General features: G+C 70.5%; 11 protein-coding genes. 2 read left to right on the forward strand and 9 right to left on the reverse strand.

Annotated elements, in window-relative coordinates; translation table 11 throughout:
• Positions 1-2,785: valine--tRNA ligase (valS, locus tag DRB06_RS08625; RefSeq protein ID WP_111819707.1), on the reverse strand; the 2,785-nt coding region annotated here is incomplete at its 3' end.
• Positions 2,786-3,029: 244 nt separating this feature from the next.
• Here valS and DRB06_RS08630 point away from each other — a divergent pair.
• Complete coding sequence (locus DRB06_RS08630; RefSeq protein WP_146750848.1) at positions 3,030-3,620, forward strand: hypothetical protein; 591 nt, start codon at positions 3,030-3,032, stop codon at positions 3,618-3,620.
• Here the strand turns inward: DRB06_RS08630 and DRB06_RS08635 are convergent.
• The 3 genes from DRB06_RS08635 to DRB06_RS08645 are packed head-to-tail and all read right to left on the reverse strand — an operon-like array spanning position 3,510 to position 7,300.
• Entirely contained in the window at positions 3,510-4,121 is a 612-nt protein-coding gene (locus DRB06_RS08635) for a Wzz/FepE/Etk N-terminal domain-containing protein (RefSeq protein ID WP_073332786.1), read from the reverse strand. The genes DRB06_RS08630 and DRB06_RS08635 overlap by 111 nt on opposite strands.
• Before the next feature lie 45 nt (positions 4,122-4,166).
• Positions 4,167-5,390 carry a DegT/DnrJ/EryC1/StrS aminotransferase family protein gene (locus DRB06_RS08640; protein WP_111819709.1) on the reverse strand — a complete coding sequence of 408 codons (1,224 nt, stop codon included), beginning with the start codon at positions 5,388-5,390 and terminating at the stop codon, positions 4,167-4,169.
• Entirely contained in the window at positions 5,387-7,300 is a 1,914-nt protein-coding gene (locus DRB06_RS08645; RefSeq protein ID WP_108967853.1) for a nucleoside-diphosphate sugar epimerase/dehydratase, read from the reverse strand. Before DRB06_RS08645 ends, DRB06_RS08640 begins: the two co-directional genes overlap by 4 nt.
• Positions 7,301-7,582: 282 nt before the next feature.
• On the opposite strand from DRB06_RS08645, the gene DRB06_RS08650 reads away from it, so the two are divergent.
• Positions 7,583-9,013 carry a lipopolysaccharide biosynthesis protein gene (locus DRB06_RS08650; RefSeq protein WP_111819710.1) on the forward strand — a complete coding sequence of 477 codons (1,431 nt, stop codon included), beginning with the start codon at positions 7,583-7,585 and terminating at the stop codon, positions 9,011-9,013.
• Positions 9,014-10,224: 1,211 nt separating this feature from the next.
• Here the strand turns inward: DRB06_RS08650 and DRB06_RS08655 are convergent.
• The 5 genes from DRB06_RS08655 to proC all read right to left on the reverse strand — a co-directional run bounded on the left by DRB06_RS08655 (position 10,225) and on the right by proC (position 17,316).
• Positions 10,225-11,820 carry an O-antigen polysaccharide polymerase Wzy family protein gene (locus DRB06_RS08655; protein WP_111819711.1) on the reverse strand — a complete coding sequence of 532 codons (1,596 nt, stop codon included), beginning with the start codon at positions 11,818-11,820 and terminating at the stop codon, positions 10,225-10,227.
• The gene (locus DRB06_RS08660; RefSeq protein WP_111819712.1) at positions 11,817-13,100 is read right to left on the reverse strand and encodes a glycosyltransferase; all 1,284 of its coding nucleotides are present in this window, start codon (positions 13,098-13,100) and stop codon (positions 11,817-11,819) included. Before DRB06_RS08660 ends, DRB06_RS08655 begins: the two co-directional genes overlap by 4 nt.
• Positions 13,097-15,628 (reverse strand): ATP-grasp domain-containing protein, encoded by a 2,532-nt coding sequence (locus tag DRB06_RS08665; RefSeq protein ID WP_111819713.1) that lies wholly within the window; start codon positions 15,626-15,628, stop codon positions 13,097-13,099. The genes DRB06_RS08660 and DRB06_RS08665 overlap by 4 nt, the downstream gene beginning before the upstream one ends.
• A gap of 33 nt (positions 15,629-15,661) precedes the next feature.
• Entirely contained in the window at positions 15,662-16,312 is a 651-nt protein-coding gene (locus tag DRB06_RS08670; protein WP_073332802.1) for a sugar transferase, read from the reverse strand.
• 176 nt (positions 16,313-16,488) lie between these two features.
• A complete protein-coding gene (gene proC / locus DRB06_RS08675; RefSeq protein ID WP_111819714.1) occupies positions 16,489-17,316 on the reverse strand; it encodes a pyrroline-5-carboxylate reductase in 828 nt (275 codons plus the stop codon).
• Positions 17,317-18,022 lie beyond the last annotated feature (706 nt).

An 18,022-nucleotide genomic window follows, 5' to 3' on the forward strand; every position in this document is an offset into this window, starting at 1 on the left:
CGAGCTCGACCGCGACCACCTGCACCGGCGCGGCGGCCTCGGCGGCCGGGGCCAGCGTGAGCTCCCCGGTGACCTTGGCGGCCTCCACCAGGTCCGCGCGCACCGTCTCGACGGCGGGGGTCGCCGGCGCGGCCACGGCCAGGGTCACCGCCAGGATCGGCGTCTTCTGGCTGGTCTTGGCCTCCGACTTCACCTTGCGCAGGGCCGCCAGGGCGGTACCGGCGTGGACGACCAACTCGGCGTCGGCGTCGCCGGCCGCCTCGCGCAGCGGCGCGGCGACGGGCCAGTTGGTCCGGTGCACGGAGCCGGTGCGGTACCAGCTCCACACCTCCTCGGTCGCGAAGGGCAGGAACGGGGCGAACAGGCGCACGAAGGTGTCCACGGCGATGGCCAGGGTGGTGCGGGCGCTGCGTACCGCGGCCGGGTCGTGGGAGCCGTCGAAGTCGTTGGCACGGTCCTTGACCAGCTCGATGTAGTCGTCGCAGAAGGTCCAGAACAGCGACTCGGTGGCCTCCAGGGCGCGGGAGTGCTCGAAGCCCTCGAAGGCGGTGGTGGCCGCGTCGACCACATCGGCCAGCGCCGCCAGCAGCGCCCGGTCGATGGGCTCGGTCACCTCAGCCGCGTTCAGGCTCGGGGCGGGGGCGGCCGCCTTGGTGGCCGCGTCGGCGTCCCACGGGATGCCCATGGACAGGGCGAACTTGGAGGCGTTGAGCAGCTTGATGGCCAGGCGGCGGCCGATCTTGATCTGCGTCTCCTCGAAGGCGGCGTCCAGGCCCAGCCGGGCTGAGGCCGCCCAGTAGCGCACGGCGTCGGAGCCGTACTGCTCCAGCAGTCCCATGGGGGTGACCACATTGCCCTTGGACTTGGACATCTTCTTGTGGTCGGAGTCCAGGATCCAGCCCGACAGCCCCGCGTTCGCCCACGGCAGGGCGCCGAACTCCAGGTTCGCGCGCACCACGGAGGTGAACAGCCAGGTGCGGATGATGTCCTGCCCCTGCGGGCGCAGGTCCATGGGGTAGACGCGACCGAACAGGTCCTCGTCGGTGAGCCAGCCGGAGGCCAGCTGCGGGGACAGGGAGGAGGTGGCCCAGGTGTCCATAATGTCCAGTTCGCCGATGAAGCCGCCGGGCTTGCCGCGCTGGTCCTCGGTGTAGCCGGCGGGCACGTCACTGGAGGGGTCCACCGGCAGGGCGGACTCCTCGGGGGTGATGACGGCGTCGTAGTCGACCTCGCCGTCCTCGCGCACCCGGTACCACAGCGGGAAGGGCACGCCGAAGAAGCGCTGACGGGAGATCAGCCAGTCGTTGTTGAGGCCCCCCACCCAGTTCTCGTAACGCACCCGCATGAAGTCGGGATAGAAGTTCAGTTCCTTCCCGCGCTCAAGCAGCTCGTCGGCCAGGTTCTTCCCGGAGGCGGGGTTGGTCCACGCCTTGCCGCCGTTGCGGATGTACCACTGGCGGGAGGTGACGATCTCCAGTGGCTTGTCGCCCTTCTCAAAGAAGTTGGTCTGGCGCACCGTCTTGGTGGGCTCGCCACGCATCTCGCCGGAAGCGGTCAGCGCCTCCACCATCACCTGGCGGGCCGAGTAGGTGGTCTTGCCCGCCATGTCCGCGTAGGCCCGGCGGCCGGCGTCGGTGGTGATCCAGTCCGGGGTCTCGGTCTCGATGCGTCCGTCCTTGCGCAGGATGGCCCGCAGCGGCAGGTTCAGGTCCCGCCACCAGTCGATGTCGGTGGTGTCGCCGAAGGTACAGCACATGGCGATGCCGGCGCCCTTGTCCATCTCCGCCTCGGGGTGCGGCAGCACGGGAACCTCCACCCCGAATACGGGGGAGGCCACGGTGGTGCCGAACAGCGGCTGGTAGCGCTCGTCGTCGGGGTGGGCGACCAGGGCCACGCAGGCGGCCAGCAGCTCCGGCCGGGTGGTTTCGATGCACACGTCGGCGGTGCCGTTCGGGCCGGTCTCGATGGGGGCGCCGGCCGCGGCGGCGGTGGCTGCGGCCTGGGGGTCGACGACGTGGAAGGCCAGGCGGTGGTAGAAGCCCGGGTATTCGCGCGACTCGATCTCCGCCTGGGCGACGGCGGTGCCGAAGGTGACGTCCCACAGGCCCGGCGCCTGCGCCTGGTAGGCCTCGCCACGGGCCAGGTTGCGCAGGAAGGCGGTCTGTGCGACCTTGCGGGCGCGCTTCCCAATGGTCTGGTAGTTCTGCTTCCAATCCACGCTCAGCCCCAGGTGACGCCACAGGGCCTCGAACTGCGCCTCATCCAGGGCGGTCAGGCGCTCGCACAGCTCCACGAAGTTGCGCCGCGAGATCGGCACCTGGTCGCGGGCCTTGATGGACTTGCCCTCGCCGCCGGTGTGCGGGGGAACGAAGTCGGGGTCGTAGGGCAGGGAGGGGTCGCAGCGCACCCCGAAGTAGTTCTGTACGCGCCGCTCGGTGGGCAGGCCGTTGTCGTCCCAGCCCATGGGGTAGAAGACGGCCTTACCGCGCATGCGCTGGAAGCGGGCCAGCGTGTCGGTGTGGGTGTAGGAGAACACGTGCCCCACGTGCAGGGATCCGGAGACGGTGGGCGGGGGAGTGTCGATGGAGAAGACCTCATGGCGCTGCGCGCTGCGATCGAAGGCGTAGATGCCGTCCTGCTCCCAGCGCTCCTTCCAGGTCTCCTCCAGCCCGTCGGCGTTGACCCTTTCGGGCACGTTGGGGGAGTGAAGCTCGGAGGGCAGGAGGCGGTCCCCGGCCGGGGCGGCGGGCGTGGGCGCAGCGGATTCGGCGGCTGACTCAGACATGTGCCCGATTCTGTCACGGCCGGGCGGGCCCGCCTGCGCCAGCGCCCGCGCAGGCCATGTGAGGTGGGCAACCGGCCCGGCGTTCCATTGCGAGCCGGACGCAACCGCGGCTCAGGTGGGCGACGGCGGCCGCCCCCGGGCGCTGTGGGGGCATCGGCAATGGCAGGATGTGCCTCCGGATTACAAGGTGCATGCGAGCCTTCGACTGAGAGGCCGGAACCAGGTGGGTGGGCAGCAAGAACGGATGGATATGGAGCAGGCGGGCAGTTCCCGAGCCGGGGCGAGCCCTACTTTCAATGTGCTGTGGCCGGGCGGCGAGACCGCCGCTGCGAGTGTGCGCACCACCGTGCTGGAGGCGGCGGCGCTGCTGCGCCGCCTGGGCGTTGACGTGCGCATGCGCATGCCGCGGCCGGGCACGCCGCAAGCGCAGGCGGGCCACCGGTGGGCCGATACGGTGCTGCTCGTCGACGACGCCCACGACCCGGCGGCCCTGCGGGCGCGGCTTGACGCGGTGGCGGCTGCGGCCGAGCACGTCTTCGTGTACGTGACGGGGCGTGGCCGAACACCGGCCGGCCCGTTGCCGGCGTCGTCGGCGCAGGTAGTGGTACTGAACTCCCCGGATGAGGCCGCGCTGGCCGCGGCGTGGCTGCCGCTGGCCGAGCGGGGCGCCTCGGCCGAGGCGACGGAATCGGCCGCCGCGGGCGGCGTGGAGCGGTCGCGCCGGCTATTCCGCCCGATCTCGGCGAGGAGCGGGACGAGTGGCGAGGACGAAGGCCACGACCAACCCGGCGATAACGCCGACGACCACGCCGACGGCCGCGTAACGCAGCAGTGAGGGCGTCTGCGTGACCGCGCCTACCTGCGCCGAGCTCAGCAGGGCGAGGCTGACCGGGTAGTCGTCTCCGGCCAACGCCCCCAGGTCGTCGGAGGCGTGGGCGACGACGGCGTCCGCAACCGCGATCGCGTCCTCGCGCGAGGGCGCCGACACCTGAATTTCAATGGCGGGGGAGTCCGTTACCCGCGTCGCGGAGACCCAGGAGGCCACCTCGGTCGGGGACTGGCTCAGGCCCAGCTCGTCGATCACCTCCTGGGCCACCGCCGGGGAGGTGATCACCGGCAGGAAGCCGTCGGTGGCGGAGTCGGCGACGGTGGAGGCGTAGGAGTAGCCGGTCATCCCCTCCTCCGGGTCCACCTCCACCTGTACATAGGCCATCGAGCCGGCGGTGTAGGTGGGGTCGGTGGTCGCGGCGACCGCGGCCCCGGCCCCGCCGCCGACGATGCCCAGGACGATGATCCAGACCAGGCCACGGCGCACAAGCGTCATAAGTTCCTGCATTGTTTTCAAATCCTTCCCGTTTTCGGCAGGTAGGTCGGGCGGGTGTCAGGCGGCGGAGGCAGCGCTGCCCGCGGAGTTGTGAGAGATGTGCCGCAGCGAGCCGGCCAGCGCCGCGCACACCCGATCCACATCCGCGTCACTGAGTGCGAGGTGCAGCGGCAGGGTCAGCTCCCGGGTGTAGAAGGCGTAGGCGTGCGGGAAGTCGGCGATGTCGAAGCCGAGATCGCGGTAGGCGGTCAGCAGTGGCAGCGGCTTGTAGTGCACGTTCGCCGACACTCCCGCCGCGTACAGGTCCTGAATGACCTGGTTGCGTTCGGTGACCCCGGGCACCGGCAGCGTGGCGATCGCCAAGTGGCCGGATGAGACCACGCCGTCGCCGCCGTGCTCCAGCAGCTGCACGCCGGTGTCGGCCAGGCCCTGCGCGTAGTGGGCCAGTAGCTCGCGGCGCCGCTGCAGGGTCTGCTCATAGCGTCCCAGCTGGGACAGTCCTAGTGCGGCCAGCGTGTCCGGCAGGTTGCACTTGTAGGCGGGGGCGATCACGTCGTACTCCCAGGAGGCACCGCGGGACTTGGCCAGGGCGTCCTTGGTCTGCCCGTGCAGCGAGTAGGTGCGCACCCAGCGGGCCAGCTCCTCGCGGTCGGTGGGCAGGTCGGCGCGCCAGGTCAGGGCCCCGCCCTCCGCCGTCGTGAGGTTCTTTACGGCGTGGAAGGAGAAGGCGGTCAGGTCCGCCAGGGAGCCCGCGGGCGTCCCCTCCAGCGAGGCACCCAGCGAGTGCGCCGAGTCGGAGATGATGACCGGCCGTCCCAGGGCGGCCCCCAGCCCGGTGTCGATCCGGCCCCGCCCGGCCAGGAGCGTGGCCAGGGGACGCGAGTCGAAGGGGATGCCGGCCAGGTCGACGGTGATCACCGCGCGCGTGCGGTCGGTGACCGCGGCGGCGATGCGTTCCACGCTGGGGAAGGGGGAGCCGGGCTCGGAGTCGACCATGACGATCCGGGCGCCGACGTGGTCGATCACGGAGGCCGACGCCGTGTACGTGTAGGCCGGCACGACCACCTCGTCGCCCGGGCCGGCGCCCGCGGCGCGCAGCGCCAATTCCAGGGCGGCGGTGGCGGAGCTGAGCGCGACCGCGCCGGAGGTGCCGGCCCACTGGGCCAGCTGCTCCTCGAAGCGGCGGCCGACGGGCCCGGAGGTGATCCAGCCCGAGCGCAGCACCTCCACCACCGCGTTGATGTCGTCCTCGGTCAAGGTGGGCGGGGAGAAGGGAATCATCGCAGGGCCTCCGCGGAGTCAGGAACCGGTAGGGCGGTGTCGGTGGGATCGGCGGTGGAGCCGGCGGCGACTCCGGGGGCCGGGCCGGCGGGGACGCCGTCGGGCCGGACCTGCGCGGCCCCCGCCAGCGGGTCCTCACCCACCGCCCAGGCGTGCAACTCCTCCACCTGCGGCGTCGGCTGCGGCTGTACGCGCACGTGACTCACCAGCGGATGGAAGGGGCGCTCACCGTGCTCGGAGTGCGCGACCAGGTCCTCCGACAGCTTCTCGCCGGGGCGCAGCCCGGTGTACTCAATCGGGATGTCCTTGCCGGACTGGGCGATCAGCCGGCGGGCGACGTCGACGATCTTCACCGGCTCGCCCATGTCCAGCACCATGGTGTCGCCGGGGCGGCCGAAGGAACCGGCCTGGAGCACCAGCTGGCAGGCCTCGGGGATGGTCATGAAGAAGCGCTCCACGTCCGGGTGAGTGACCGTGACCGGTCCGCCCTCCTCGATCTGCCGCTTGAAGGTCCACAGCATGGAGCCGCGTGAGCCCAGCACGTTTCCGAAGCGCACCGAGACGAAGCGCCGACCGCAGTCCAGGGCGGTCGCCGTCGTCATGCGTTCGGCGGCCAGCTTGGTGCGGCCCAGCACGGAGGTGGGATCGGCCGCCTTGTCGGTGGAGATGTTGACCAGCGTCTGCACCTCGTAGCGTCGGGCCAGCTCGATCACGTTGCGCGATCCCAACGCATTGGTCTTCCAACCCTCCTCCGGGTACATCTCCAGCATCGGCAGGTGCTTGAGCGCCGCCGCATGGAAGACCACCTGCGGGCGGTGCTCGGCGAAGACCGCCTCCAGGGCCGCCCGGTCGCGGATGTCGCACAGCACCATGTCGCGGGTGTCCAGCAGGCCCTTGCCGTAGATGTCCAGCTGTACGGCGTGCAGGGCGGACTCGTCCCGGTCCAGCAGCACCAGCTCCTTGGGGCCGAAACGGTGGATCTGCCGGGCGAGCTCGGAGCCGATCGAGCCGCCGGCTCCGGTGACCAGCACGGTGCGGCCGGAGAGGTAGCCGGCGATCTGGGAGACATCGGTGTGAATCTCACGGCGGCCGAGCACCTCGGCCAGGTCGATCTCACGGATGTCGGAGATCTGCAGGGCGCGGTGGGCCAGCTGGCGTACCGGCACGATCGTCATCACTCGAATGCCGTGCTCCGCGCAGCCGGTGGTCACCGTCTTGAGCCGGTCGGCGGGGAAGTCGGCGACGGCGATCACCACCGTGGAGGCGGACAGCTCGGCGCAAACGTCGATCAGATCGTCTACGCCGCCGCGCACGGGCACGCCCAGGATCCGCAGGTTGCGTTTGGCGGGGTCGTCGTCGACCAGGCCGACCGGGGTGAAGGGGGAGGCGGCGTCGAACTTGGTCAGGTGGATGATCTGCTGGCCCACCCGGCCGGCGCCGACGACGACGATGCGGTCCTGGCCGCGGGCGACGCGCTGGTAGTACTGGGAGGCCCGGTAGGTGTTTACCAGCCGTGCCGCGAAGCGGGCCGTGAGCGCGGCCAGGAGCGCCAGTGCGAAGGCGGCGGCGAGGGTGAGTGCACGCAGAGGCGTGTCGGTGATCAGCCCCCAGATCGCCGCCACCCCGAACATGACCAGGGCGGATACGCCGAACTGGGTGACGACGGCGGTGACCTCGTCGAAGGAACCGGCCGGGTAACGTCGGCGGTAAGTCAGCAGCCACAAGTAGCCCAGGCACAGGCTGACGACTGCGGCGACGGCGGCGCAGGCCAGCACGCTCAGGGCGGCGGGGGAGGCGAAGGCGTCCCCGTGCAGCCGGCAGGGCACGAACGCGGCGAGCAGCCAGAACAGGGTGTCTAGTATGGGCAGGAGCAGTGTTTGTCGATCAGGGGCGGAAGTGCTTGGTCGCATGAATGGTCACGTACCTCTCGGCTGGAGACCGACCCAGGGATCAGGGCGGCACCCTCGCGACCACGGCAACGTCGAACGCGCACAGAAGAGTGGTTTCGGCACCGGCGCAACGTCAGGGAAGCGGAACGAGGGACCATTACATTTAAAGCGCAAACGCGATTCTGGTCAAATACCAATCGTTTGACGGACACGGTGTGCGCGGGTCAGCATTGGCAGGTCATCACAGGCCTGTGCCCTGAACCCGTCTGCGCCCTGCAGCGATGACATGTGAGGAGAATCCCTGTGTCCACCGCATCCCCCTCCAGCCGCAGCCTGACCCGGGGCCTGCCCTGGGTTCTGGTCGGCAACGTCCTGTACATGGCTTCGGCGGCCCTGCTCACGCTGGTGCTGCCGCGCATCATCTCCGTGGCCGACTACGGGCTGTGGCAGCTGTACCAGCTGTACGTCATGTACTTCGGGTATGTGACCTTCGGCTACACCGATGGCGTGTACCTGCGGCTGGGCGGCCGCCGCTGGGCGGACATGCCCGGGCCACGCCTGTCTGCCGGCCTGATCCGCCTGTTCGCCCTCGACCTGCTGGCCTGCATCGGCCTGGTGGCCTGGGTGTGGGCGACCGCCCCACCGCAGCAGCGGGGCCTGATCCTGGTGTTGGCCGGGCTGGGCGCCCTGTTCTACGTGCCGCGCACCCTGGTCACCGTGGTGCTGCAGATCGCCGGCCGGGCACGTGCCTTCGCCCTGGGCACGGTGGTGGAGCGGATGGTGACCTTCGTCGGCGTCGGCGGGGCCCTGCTGTTCGGGGTACGCGCGGTGATCGTGTTTATTGTCTTCGACGTGCTGGGCAAGGCCCTGGGCCTGGTGATCGCGGTGCTCATCGCCCGCGGGGTGTTCCTTGCTCGCCCCGACTTGAGCTGGCAGGCCACGCGGGAGTTCTTCGTCGACTGCGGAGCGGGCATGTTCGTGCTGGTGTCCAACCTGGCCGCCGCCCTGATCACCTTCGTTGTGCGCTGGGCGGTGGAGGACCACTGGGGTATCGAGATGTTCGCGCAGGTGTCCCTGGCGTTCCAGTTCACCACCATGTTCATGGTGCTGGTCAACTCGGTGTCCATCTCCGTATACCCGCAGCTGAGCAACCTGGACCGCGCCCACTACGCCGACGCCTATGCCACCCTGCGCTCGCGGTTCGTCACGCCGCTGGTGCTCATGCTCGGCCTGTACTTCCCGCTGGCCTGGGTGCTGGGCCTGTGGCTGCCCAACTACGGGCAGGCGATCTTCTTCCTGGCGCTGCTGTTCCCCCTGAGCGTGTACGAGACCAAGAGCAGGGGCCTGTCGGTGGTGTTCCTGAAGGTGATGCGCCGGGAGCGCCTGATGGCGGTCATAAACCTGGCCTGCCTGGGACTGGCCGTGGTGGGCACGTGGTGGACCGTCTACCTGTGGGGTTCGGTGACTGCGGCCGTGTTCCTGATTGCGATGGTCTCGGCGGTGCGCTCGATCGCTTCGGAGGTGTTGATCAACCGGCTCATTGGCGTGCCGATTCTGGCCGATACCCTCACCGAGCTACTGGTGTGTGCCGTGTTCCTGGGAGCGGTCGCCGCGGGCGGGCCGCCGCTGGGGCTACTGGCCGTCTACGCCACACTGGTCCTGTACGGCTATGTTCACCGCGATGCGCTGCCGGGTTTGGGGGGCCGGCGCCGCGGTCGGCGCGCAGTCGACTAGCCCGCGTGATGCTGCCGCTGACGGTTCGCCGGGTACAACGACGGTTCGTGTCTTCCGGTGGACGCTTCGCTACTTCTTGCGACGGTTCGGCGCATGTACCCCGCTGTGTTGTCTCCTAACTTCTGGGACGGTTGAGTCTCAAGGGGTCTGGGGATTTGACCCCGTGGTGGGTGGTGGGTGTTGCCGGCCTGGTGGGTTGGGTGCTGGTGGGTGGTGCGCGCCTCGGGCGCCCCGCTGTGGGGCAGAATGTCCGAATTCGGCACGAAGGCTGCCGGCGATCGCTATGGTCGTTTCTGAAACCGCATGATTCCAACGTTCTGGCCACGGCCGCCGGCGACGTCGGAGTCGTTTATGCCGATCCTGGACACTTTGGGCTGCCGCGCACGGGAACGAGCACCAGCGGCGAGCAACCTTGGGCGGACAGGCCCCCTACCCCCGCACCCCCGACCTCGCCCCGGAATGCAACATCACACCCCCCGGGGAGCTGGTTTGGGGGCTCTTCCGGTTTGAGGGTGTGGTGCGGGGAGGTCGTACTCGACCCGCCGGGGTCGCGTTCGGGCTGAAGAGGACGTACTCGCCCGGCGAAGACGGGTCGTTCTGGGGCTTGTAAGGTCGTCTTCGGGCACGCGAGGTCGTGTTCGGGCGTAGAAGGTCGTGTTCGCCCGGCCGGGTCGGGTCGTTCTGAGGCTCGCGAGGTCGTACTCGAACCCCCGCGCTCGTCGAATACGACCTTTTCCGCCCGAAACCCTCCACATCCGGGAGGGTTTCGGGCGAACCAGGACGTCTTCGCCCGCCCGGGGACGTCTTCGGGCTGATAAGGACGTCGTCGGGCTGATGAGGTCGTTGTCAGTGTTGCGCGTTGTTGTTTGCCCGGGCGGGCGGGTCGGTGGGGTCCCATCGAGGACGTGGGTTAGCCCGCGAGGACATGGCCCGGAAGCGACAATGACCCGGCCGGCCTGACAACGACCCCACACACCCGAACCACCACACCCTCAAACCGAAGAACCGGTTTGGGCCCGCCCGGGACTCTCGGCTCTGCGCTCGGGGCGCCGGCCGACGGCGGTAAGGCCAGCCGGGCCCGGCGCCTGTGCCTGTCCCGGGCTCCTACTTGGACCGCGATTCTGTGGTTGACCGCCTGGGGTGCGTCTGAGGCGGTCCAAGGGCAGCCCGGTGGTCCGGGTGCAGCCCGGCGGGATTGGGACCCGCCATCTCTACCGACCTCGGTGCGTAACTTCTACCGACCTCGGGGTATTGCCGGCTTCGCGCAGCAGGGCGGCGGCCAGGGACAGCACGGTCACGCCGAGCAGCGCCACTAGCACGCTGGGCGTCAGCCAGGTGCTCAGGAAGCCGGTGGCACTGCCGCGCGGCGCCCACAACAGCGTCGGCACGATCACCAGACGCAGGCCGTTGCGCAGCGGCTGCCCCTTGACCAGGGTGCAGGCCCAGATGCACACGGCGCCGTACACGGCTCCGCCCACCAGCACGCCTGCGTAGCCGTAGTCGTAGAAGAGCTCCGCGATGAAGGACGATCCCGTGCCGCGGCCGCTGAGGTACTGCGGCCCCAGCAGCGTGTAGGCGAAGGCGTGGGTGAAGGAGCCGCCGTGCAGGGCGTGCGCGACGGTGTTGCCGTGGTAGACCTGGGCGTCGAGCAGGCGGGCGGGCAGCCCGGAGTGCAGGAACTCACCGGTGTACCAGTCCTGGGGAATGAAGTCGGCGTAGGTGTAGGCGTTGCGCACCACCGTCGAGCTCACGCCCTGGCCGTACAACAGCTGCAGGATCGGGTTGCGGCCGGCGGTGTCCGAGGCGACCGCACCGACGCCGCGCGCCGACTCCACCGCGGCCAAGGCGACCGCGACCAGCGGCACCATGACGACGCCGACGATCCGGCCCGTCCTCCCGATGCGCCAGGTGCCGGGCGGGTCCTGGCGGGCACGCACGATCCAGTAGGCGAGGATGATGACCAGGCCGCCCACGAAGGTGCCGCGCTGCCCGGTCAGCAGACTCAGTGCCAGGTAAACGGCCCAGCCGACGCTGGCGGCCGTGACCTGGCGGCGCGGCGGGAACAGGCCCAGATAGATCGTCAGCACCAGCGGCAGCATGATCTCGATGCGGCGCAGCCCGTACATGGATCCGGAGGCGTCCTCCAGATCGGAGAAGTCCGTGTAATAGGACAGGTAGCCGTTGGCCAGCACGTAGCGGGCCCGCAGCGCCACCGATATCAGTGACAGGACGAGCGTGGCCCAGTACAGGAAGCGCACGATCGACGGGTCCGCCAGCACGGTCGCGCCCTCGGGAACGCCAATGCGGGCGGAGCCGAAGCGCCCGCGGCTGGAGCCGGCGGAACCAGCGCCGCCCACCGCCCGCAGACGCGACTTCCCTGTGCGCCAGGCACTCACGGCCAGCGCCCCGGCCAGAATGCCGACCAGGCTCAGCGCCAGGCACAGCTGCAGGTGCTCAGTCTGCCCCGGCGGCGCCTGACTGGTCTCATAGTGGAAGAAGTCCACCGTGATTTCGCGCCCCAGCAGCAGCAGGAAGAAGGACACCAGGAAGGCCGCCAGGATGGTGCGCTCGGCCATGCGGGCGGCGGCGAACAGCAGCGCGTTCAGCCACAGCAGCAGAATCAGGACCCAGGGAAGCGACGCCTGGGTGGCCAGAGCCAGGGCGACCGCCGCCAGGTTGCACAGGGCGGCGACCAGCGCCAGCCCGGGGCGGCGCGAGACAGCGCGCTCGACCCGACGGCGTCGCTCGGGCTCGCCGTTCACCGCGTCGCCGGCTGATGACTGCTGTCCCGGAGCCTGTCCGCTCATGCTCGTCCCTCCTGCGCGGCGGCGCGGGATTCCGCCCCCTCCAGCAGGCCGGACAGCTCCGCGGCGAAGCGGGTGTACAGGGCGCGCGCGTCGCAGCGCTCCTCCCAGGTGCGCCGGGCGCCGGCGCGCAGGTCGGCATAGGCATCCTCATCCAGGCCCGCGATCTGCTCAATGGCGCCCCGCACTTGCGCCGGCGTCGGATCGGCGGGCAACAGAATCCCGTTGACGCCGGTGCGCACCAGCTCGCCGGTGCCGCCCACATCCGTGGCCACCACCGGGATGCCCGCCGACAGCGCCTCCATGATCGACACGGGCACGCCCTCGGAGGCGGAGACGTTGACCAGCAGGTGGCGGGGGGAGTGCACGTACTCCTCCACCAGGTCGGCGTTGCGCACGAAGCCCCGCCAGGTGAGGCTCACGTTGGCGGGCAGCTCGGCGTCGGCCTGCGCCTGCAGCTGCTCACGCAGCTCCCCCTCGCCGAAGTGGTCCCACTGGACCGGAAGTTCGGTTCCGGCCAGCGCCTCGACCAGCAGGTCCAGGCGCTTGATGGGGACGATGGTCGAGCAGGATACGATCCGCAGCCCCTCCCGGCGGGGCGGCACCGCGGCGGGGACACCGTGATCGGTGGTGCCCAGGCGGGCGACGACGGCCTTGTCCGCCGCCTCCGGGTGCCGGTCCAGCAGGTAGCGCAGTCCGTGGTCCGCCACCAGGTAGATGCGGTCCAGGTCGGCCACCGTCTGCGCTCGCAGCGGCAGGTAGCCGCGGGGGGAGTACTCCTCGTACAGGTCCGCGCGGTGGGCTCGCGCCACCGAGGCCGTGCGGCGGAAGCGGCGGCGCAGTCGAGCAGCCATATGGGGCTGGTAGGCGAAGCGGTAGGAGTAGAAGACCACCTCGTCGTCCGGGCCCGCCCCGGCCTCCCGGAGAAGCCGGGCGACCTGCGCGGACTCGTGACGGGCGCGGCTGAGGAACACGAACAGGGTGACCACGCGGGAGGGGCTGAGCCGGCGGCGGCGGGCCAGGTCGGCCAGCTCGCGGTACAGGTTGGCGTCGCCCAGCACCGGGAAGGAACCGAGCAGGTAGAACAGGCGGGAGCGGAACGGGATCGCATGCGCGCGCATGCCCGCCGGCAGCGGGCGCACGTTGGCGCGCTGGTCCTCCCGTACCGACAGAGACATGATGTCCACCTGGTCGAAACCGGTCAGGTACTCCAGCTCGGTCGCCAGGAACGGCTCCCAGTTGCCCCAGGGGAAGGCGTTCGCCAGGATGACAAGTCGTTTCATGCCGCCTCCTGCAGTCGGAAGGTCACCTGGGCGGCCAGGGCGGCGGCCCGCTGCCGACACTGCTCCAGGTCCTGCCCGCGCACCACCACCTGTCCCAGACAGTCATTGGAGGAGGCGAAGCCGTCGATGCGGTCGCCCGGGCCGCGGAACAGGCTCAGGTCCACCGCCCAGTCGGGCAGGTCCCGGGGCACCAGCACGTCGGCGATGGTGCCGTGGGCGTCAGGGTCCGTGAGCATCAGTGCCAGGGCGGCGCCCGGCCCGGGTTCGCGCCGCGCCCAGGTGCCGGGCACGTCCAGGTCCAGCGCCTCCCGGGCCACCAGCTCGTAGTAGTCCAGGCCGTGCACCGCACCCATCAACTCGGGCAGTCCGTTGGCCCCGGCGCGGCCGGTCAGCTCGATCACGTACACCTGGCCGTCGCAGGCCATCAGGTCGATGTTGACGGCGCAGTCGTCCAGACCCAGCGCCGCCACCGCCGCGGCCGTGACCTCGCGAGCCTGGGCGGCCAGGTCGGCGTCGTCGAGGGGCACGTGGTGGCCGATGGGGATCGGCAGGCCGGCGGCCAGGTCGTCGCCGTGGACGGTGACGTGTATCAGTTCGCCGTCGTGCGCCAGCGCCTGCGCGCCGAACTCGCGGCCGTCCAGGAAGCGTTCGACGATCACCGTGCCGTGGCGGCTGAGGGCGTGGGCGCGATCGAAGGCGGCGCGGGCCTGTTCGGATGAGGCCACCTTGAACACGCCGGAGGAGCCCTGCAGGTCGGCGGCCTTTACCATGGCCGGCAGACCGACGGCGGCCAGGGCGGCGTCCAGTTCATCGCGGCTGGTGACCTCCCGGAATGGGGCGGTGGATACGCCGCGCTCGACCAGGCGGCGCTTCATGGCCAGCTTGTCCATGCACAGCCGGGCGGCGGCGCGGCCGATACCGCGCAGCCCCAGCTCGTCGACCACCGCGCCCAGCGCCTCCAGGCCCGTGTCCAGGCAGCTGGTGGCGACGGCGTCGACACCGGCCAGACGGGCCTCCCGGGCCACCGCGGCCGGGTCGAGCAGGTCCACGTCGATGGCCTCATCGGCCTCCTTGAGTCCCGGCGGCGGACCGGCGGTGAGGCTGGCGACTACCGCGGTGGCTCCCAGGCGCTTGACGGCGCGGATAAGCCCCAACTGGCCGCGGCCGGCGCCGATGATCAGCACGCGGCGGCCCCGCGCGGGCAGGTCGGCCGGCGTCGAGGAGGCGGGGCCGGGGGAGGCCGCCGTCGGCGTGGCGGCGGGGGAGGGGAGCTGCGCGTCGACCTCGATGCGGATCAGGTCGCGGGCCCGCTCGCAGGCGGCGACGGCGGTGACGCGGTCGGGGGCGGAGGCAACCACCACGCCCAGGCGATCCGTGCTGGAGTGCAGCGGGGCGATGGCCTCGCCGGGCTGCGCCAGGGTGATGACGGCGTCGACGCCGGGTACAGCGCGCGCCTCCTCCACCCCGTGGAAGGCGCGCAGCACGCCCTCGGGGGCGGTCAGGAAGCGAATGGCGGCGGCCCGTCCGGAGGAGGCCGGCATCTCGATCTTCTCCCCGCAGGCCTGCCGCAGCACCAGCCCGATGAAGTCGATGCCGGTGGAGCCGGGCACCACATGGGAGGAGACGAAGTCGCCGGCCATGCGGCAGCCGAACTCAATGAGCACGGGTCCGTTGTCCGTCAGCATCATCTCCACGTGGGCTGGGCCGAAGTGCATGTCCACGGCGGCCAGGCACTGGGCCACCAGGGCGTGGGCGGCGGCCAGGGTGTCGGCGTCCAGGTCGGCGGGCTGGGTGTGGCCGGTCTCAATGAAGTGGGGGCTGCCGGTGGTGTCCTTGTCCGTGGTGGCGACCACGTGGTACGTACCGTCCACGCACAGCACCTCGCAGCTGATCTCCCGCCCCACCAGCAGCTCCTCCACGATCACGGTCGGCTCGTAGGAGGGAGCCAGGGCATAGTCCAGTGCCCGGGCCAGGTCTGCCTCGCTGTCCACCTGCACCACCCCGCGGGACCCGGAGGAGTCCAACGGCTTGACGATGCAGGGCAGGCCCACCTGGGCGACGGCGGCGCGCAGCTCGTCCAGGTCGGTGGCCAGGGCGAATCGAGGGTGGGGTACGCCCGCGCGGGCGACGGCCTGAAGCATCAGCGCCTTGTCGGTACACGCCGCGGCCGTGTCCGGCGAGACGGCGGGCAGACCGTGAGCCTGGGCGACGGCCGCCATGGCCCGCACCGGCCGGTCCGTGCCCACAGAGGTGACCCCCGCCAGCTCGCGGTCGCGAGTCAGGGCCAGCAGCCCCTCCACGTCGGTGGTGGACACGGCGGCGAACTCGTCCGCCAGCGCGGCGCCGGGAACGTTGGGGTTGGCGTCCACGACCAGCGTGCGCAGCCCCAGGTCGCGGGCCCTGCGGATCATCGGCACCTGGAGCGGGGAACCTCCCAGGATCAGCACCGGTGGGCGTTCGGCGGCGGGGCGCGTCGACCGGTCGGCGTCCGCGTGGGGCTGAATGGCGGGGGTTTCAGGGACGGTCATGAAGTGACTCCTTGGTTTCCTTGACGCCGGTTCTCAGGCGGTTTCCTTGGCGTCGGAGTAGACGGACTTGCCGGTGAGCACGGTCTGGATGGTTTTGAGCACGATGCGCAGATCCAGGCCGAAGGACAGGTGATCGACGTAGTAGCAGTCGGCGGCGTAGCGCTCGGGCAGGGTGGTGGAGTTGCGGTAGAAGGCCTGGTTGTAGCCGGTGATGCCGGGCCTGACCGTGAGTCGCCGCCGCTCGTCCGCGCCCATGCGCTCCAGCGGCTTGGTCGCCAGGTTGGGGCGCGGCCCGATCAGACTCATGGTGCCGTTCAGGACGTTGAGGAACTGGGGCACCTCGTCGACGGAGGTGGTGCGCAGGAAACGGCCCACACGAGTCACACGGGTATCGGTGCGGGAGGCGACGGAGGAGGAGTCCGCGTTGCGGATATCGGGTGCGCCCACGGACATGGAGCGGAACTTGAAGATCTTGAAGGGGCGGCCGTGGCGTCCCCAGCGCTCCTGCCGGTAGAAGATGGGGCCGCCGTCGTCGAGCTTGATGGCGGCGCCCACGCCGACGGTCAGCACCCCCAGCACCGGCATGACGGCGAGGGCGGCGCCCACGTCCAGGGCGCGCTTGCCGTAGCGGGCATAGAAGGTGCGTGGTTGCTTCCAGGTGCTCAGGGTCGCCTGGTTCGCCATAGGAGTTCCCCTTTCGGAGGCTTCACCGGGGCAGCGGTCAGGAATGGGCAGGTGTCAGGAGGTAAACGGTCAGGAACAAGATGATCAGGAACAGGCACGGATCCGGTAACGGACGGGGCAAGTAGTGCCAGCTTAGCGGCTTTACGGGGGTGCGTGCACGGCGCACGCGTGAGAGATTAAGCGCCCAGCGCCCGATCCCTGGCAATGGTCGCCTGCACGCCGTCGACAACCGCGGCGGAGAAGCCCGCCCGCTCCAGCGCCACCAGCCCCGCCACCGTCGTGCCGCCGGGGGAGGAGACGGCGTCGATCAGGTCGGCGGGAGTACGGCCGCGCCCGGCGTCCCCGGTGTCGGCCGCCTCGGCTTGCACGGTCAGGGCCGAGCCGAGCACCGCCTGGGTGACGATCTGAACCGCCTGCGCCTTGGGAATGCCGGCGGCCACTCCGCCGCGCGCCAGCGCCTCGATGAACTGGAACACGAAGGCGGGGGAGGAGCCCGCCAGCGCGGTGAACGCCGAGAAGTCCTTCTCCGCCAGCACCACGGTGCGGCCCACGGTACTCATGAGGGCACGCGCGGTCTCCAGGTCGGCGGCGCCGGCTGCGGCGCCCGCCGCCAGGGCGGTCATGGACTGGCCCACCGCCGCCGCCATATTCGGCATGGCCCGCACCACGCGGGCCCCCGGGGGCAGCATCTGCGCCAGGCGCTCGGTGCTCAGCCCCGCCGCAATCGAGAGCACCAGCGGGCGGCGGGCGGCCAGCGCGTCGGCGAGGGACTCCAGCACTTCCGGCACCACGTGCGGCTTGACCGCGAGCACCACCACATCACTGGCCGCCACCAGGTCCGCCGGCGCCGGGACGTGCCGCGCCCCGGTGGCGGCGGCCAGGCGGGAGGCGGAGTCGTGTGCACTGGTCAGTAGCACGTCGGTGGTGGGCGTGCCCGCCGCGATGGTGCCGCGCACGATCGCTTCCGCCATATTGCCCGCACCGATGAAGCCGTAGACCGTCATGCCTCCAGACTAGTAGACGACCGGTAGGCGCTCGCGGTTCTTGGGTCCGGCTCCGTCGGCGGCCTTTATCGGTCTTCGTGTTCGGGTGTGTTGATGGGCCGGCGGGCGGGGCATGTGTTTGGACTGCCGGGCGTGCGCGCCCCGGGGCGTCTGGGGGACAGCCCCAATGTCACTGGCATGCGCCGTCAAGGGGCCGCGGCCCCCGACCCGGCGCCCACATGACTCCAACGCCTCCGACGAATCGCCCGCGGTCGCCAGCACCGCCGCCCCGAGTACGACCTCCCGCACCCGAAAACGTCCTCCTTGGCCCGAGGACGACCTGGGCTCGGCCAAAACGACCTCGTCAGCCCGAAACGCTCCACATTCGGGAGGGTTTGGGGCCGATGAGGTCGTATTCGGCGCGTTGGCACCTACCGAGTACGACCTCGCCGTCCCGAGTACGACCTCCCGCACCCCGAAAACGTCCTCCTACGCCCGATAACGACCATCGGAATCGCAGCCCCGCCCCCGAACCACCACACCCACAAACACGAAGAGCCCCTAGGTCCTGTTGTGTAAGTGCTTGGGTGGCGGTGTGTGGCTGGGTGGTGGTGTGTGGCTGTTGAGCCTGTCAGTTGGACCGCTGTTCCCCGGTTGGACCCCTGTTCCCCGGTTGGACCCCTGTTCCCCGGTTGGACCGCCGTAGCCGCCGGTTACAGCGGTCCAA

It is taken from the genome of Actinomyces sp. Z5, from assembly GCF_003287795.1.
Lineage (GTDB): Bacteria > Actinomycetota > Actinomycetes > Actinomycetales > Actinomycetaceae > Actinomyces > Actinomyces glycerinitolerans.

Excerpts from the sequence above, each read along its gene's own strand:
- DRB06_RS08630 (WP_146750848.1), top strand. The coding sequence starts at position 3,030 with ATGGATATGGAGCAGGCGGGCAGTTCCCGAGCCGGGGCGAGCCCTACT.
- DRB06_RS08635 (WP_073332786.1), bottom strand. The coding sequence starts at position 4,121 with ATGCAGGAACTTATGACGCTTGTGCGCCGTGGCCTGGTCTGGATCATC.
- DRB06_RS08640 (WP_111819709.1), bottom strand. The coding sequence starts at position 5,390 with ATGATTCCCTTCTCCCCGCCCACCTTGACCGAGGACGACATCAACGCG.
- DRB06_RS08645 (WP_108967853.1), bottom strand. The coding sequence starts at position 7,300 with ATGCGACCAAGCACTTCCGCCCCTGATCGACAAACACTGCTCCTGCCC.
- DRB06_RS08655 (WP_111819711.1), bottom strand. The coding sequence starts at position 11,820 with ATGAGCGGACAGGCTCCGGGACAGCAGTCATCAGCCGGCGACGCGGTG.
- DRB06_RS08660 (WP_111819712.1), bottom strand. The coding sequence starts at position 13,100 with ATGAAACGACTTGTCATCCTGGCGAACGCCTTCCCCTGGGGCAACTGG.
- DRB06_RS08665 (WP_111819713.1), bottom strand. The coding sequence starts at position 15,628 with ATGACCGTCCCTGAAACCCCCGCCATTCAGCCCCACGCGGACGCCGAC.
- DRB06_RS08670 (WP_073332802.1), bottom strand. The coding sequence starts at position 16,312 with ATGGCGAACCAGGCGACCCTGAGCACCTGGAAGCAACCACGCACCTTC.
- proC (WP_111819714.1), bottom strand. The coding sequence starts at position 17,316 with ATGACGGTCTACGGCTTCATCGGTGCGGGCAATATGGCGGAAGCGATC.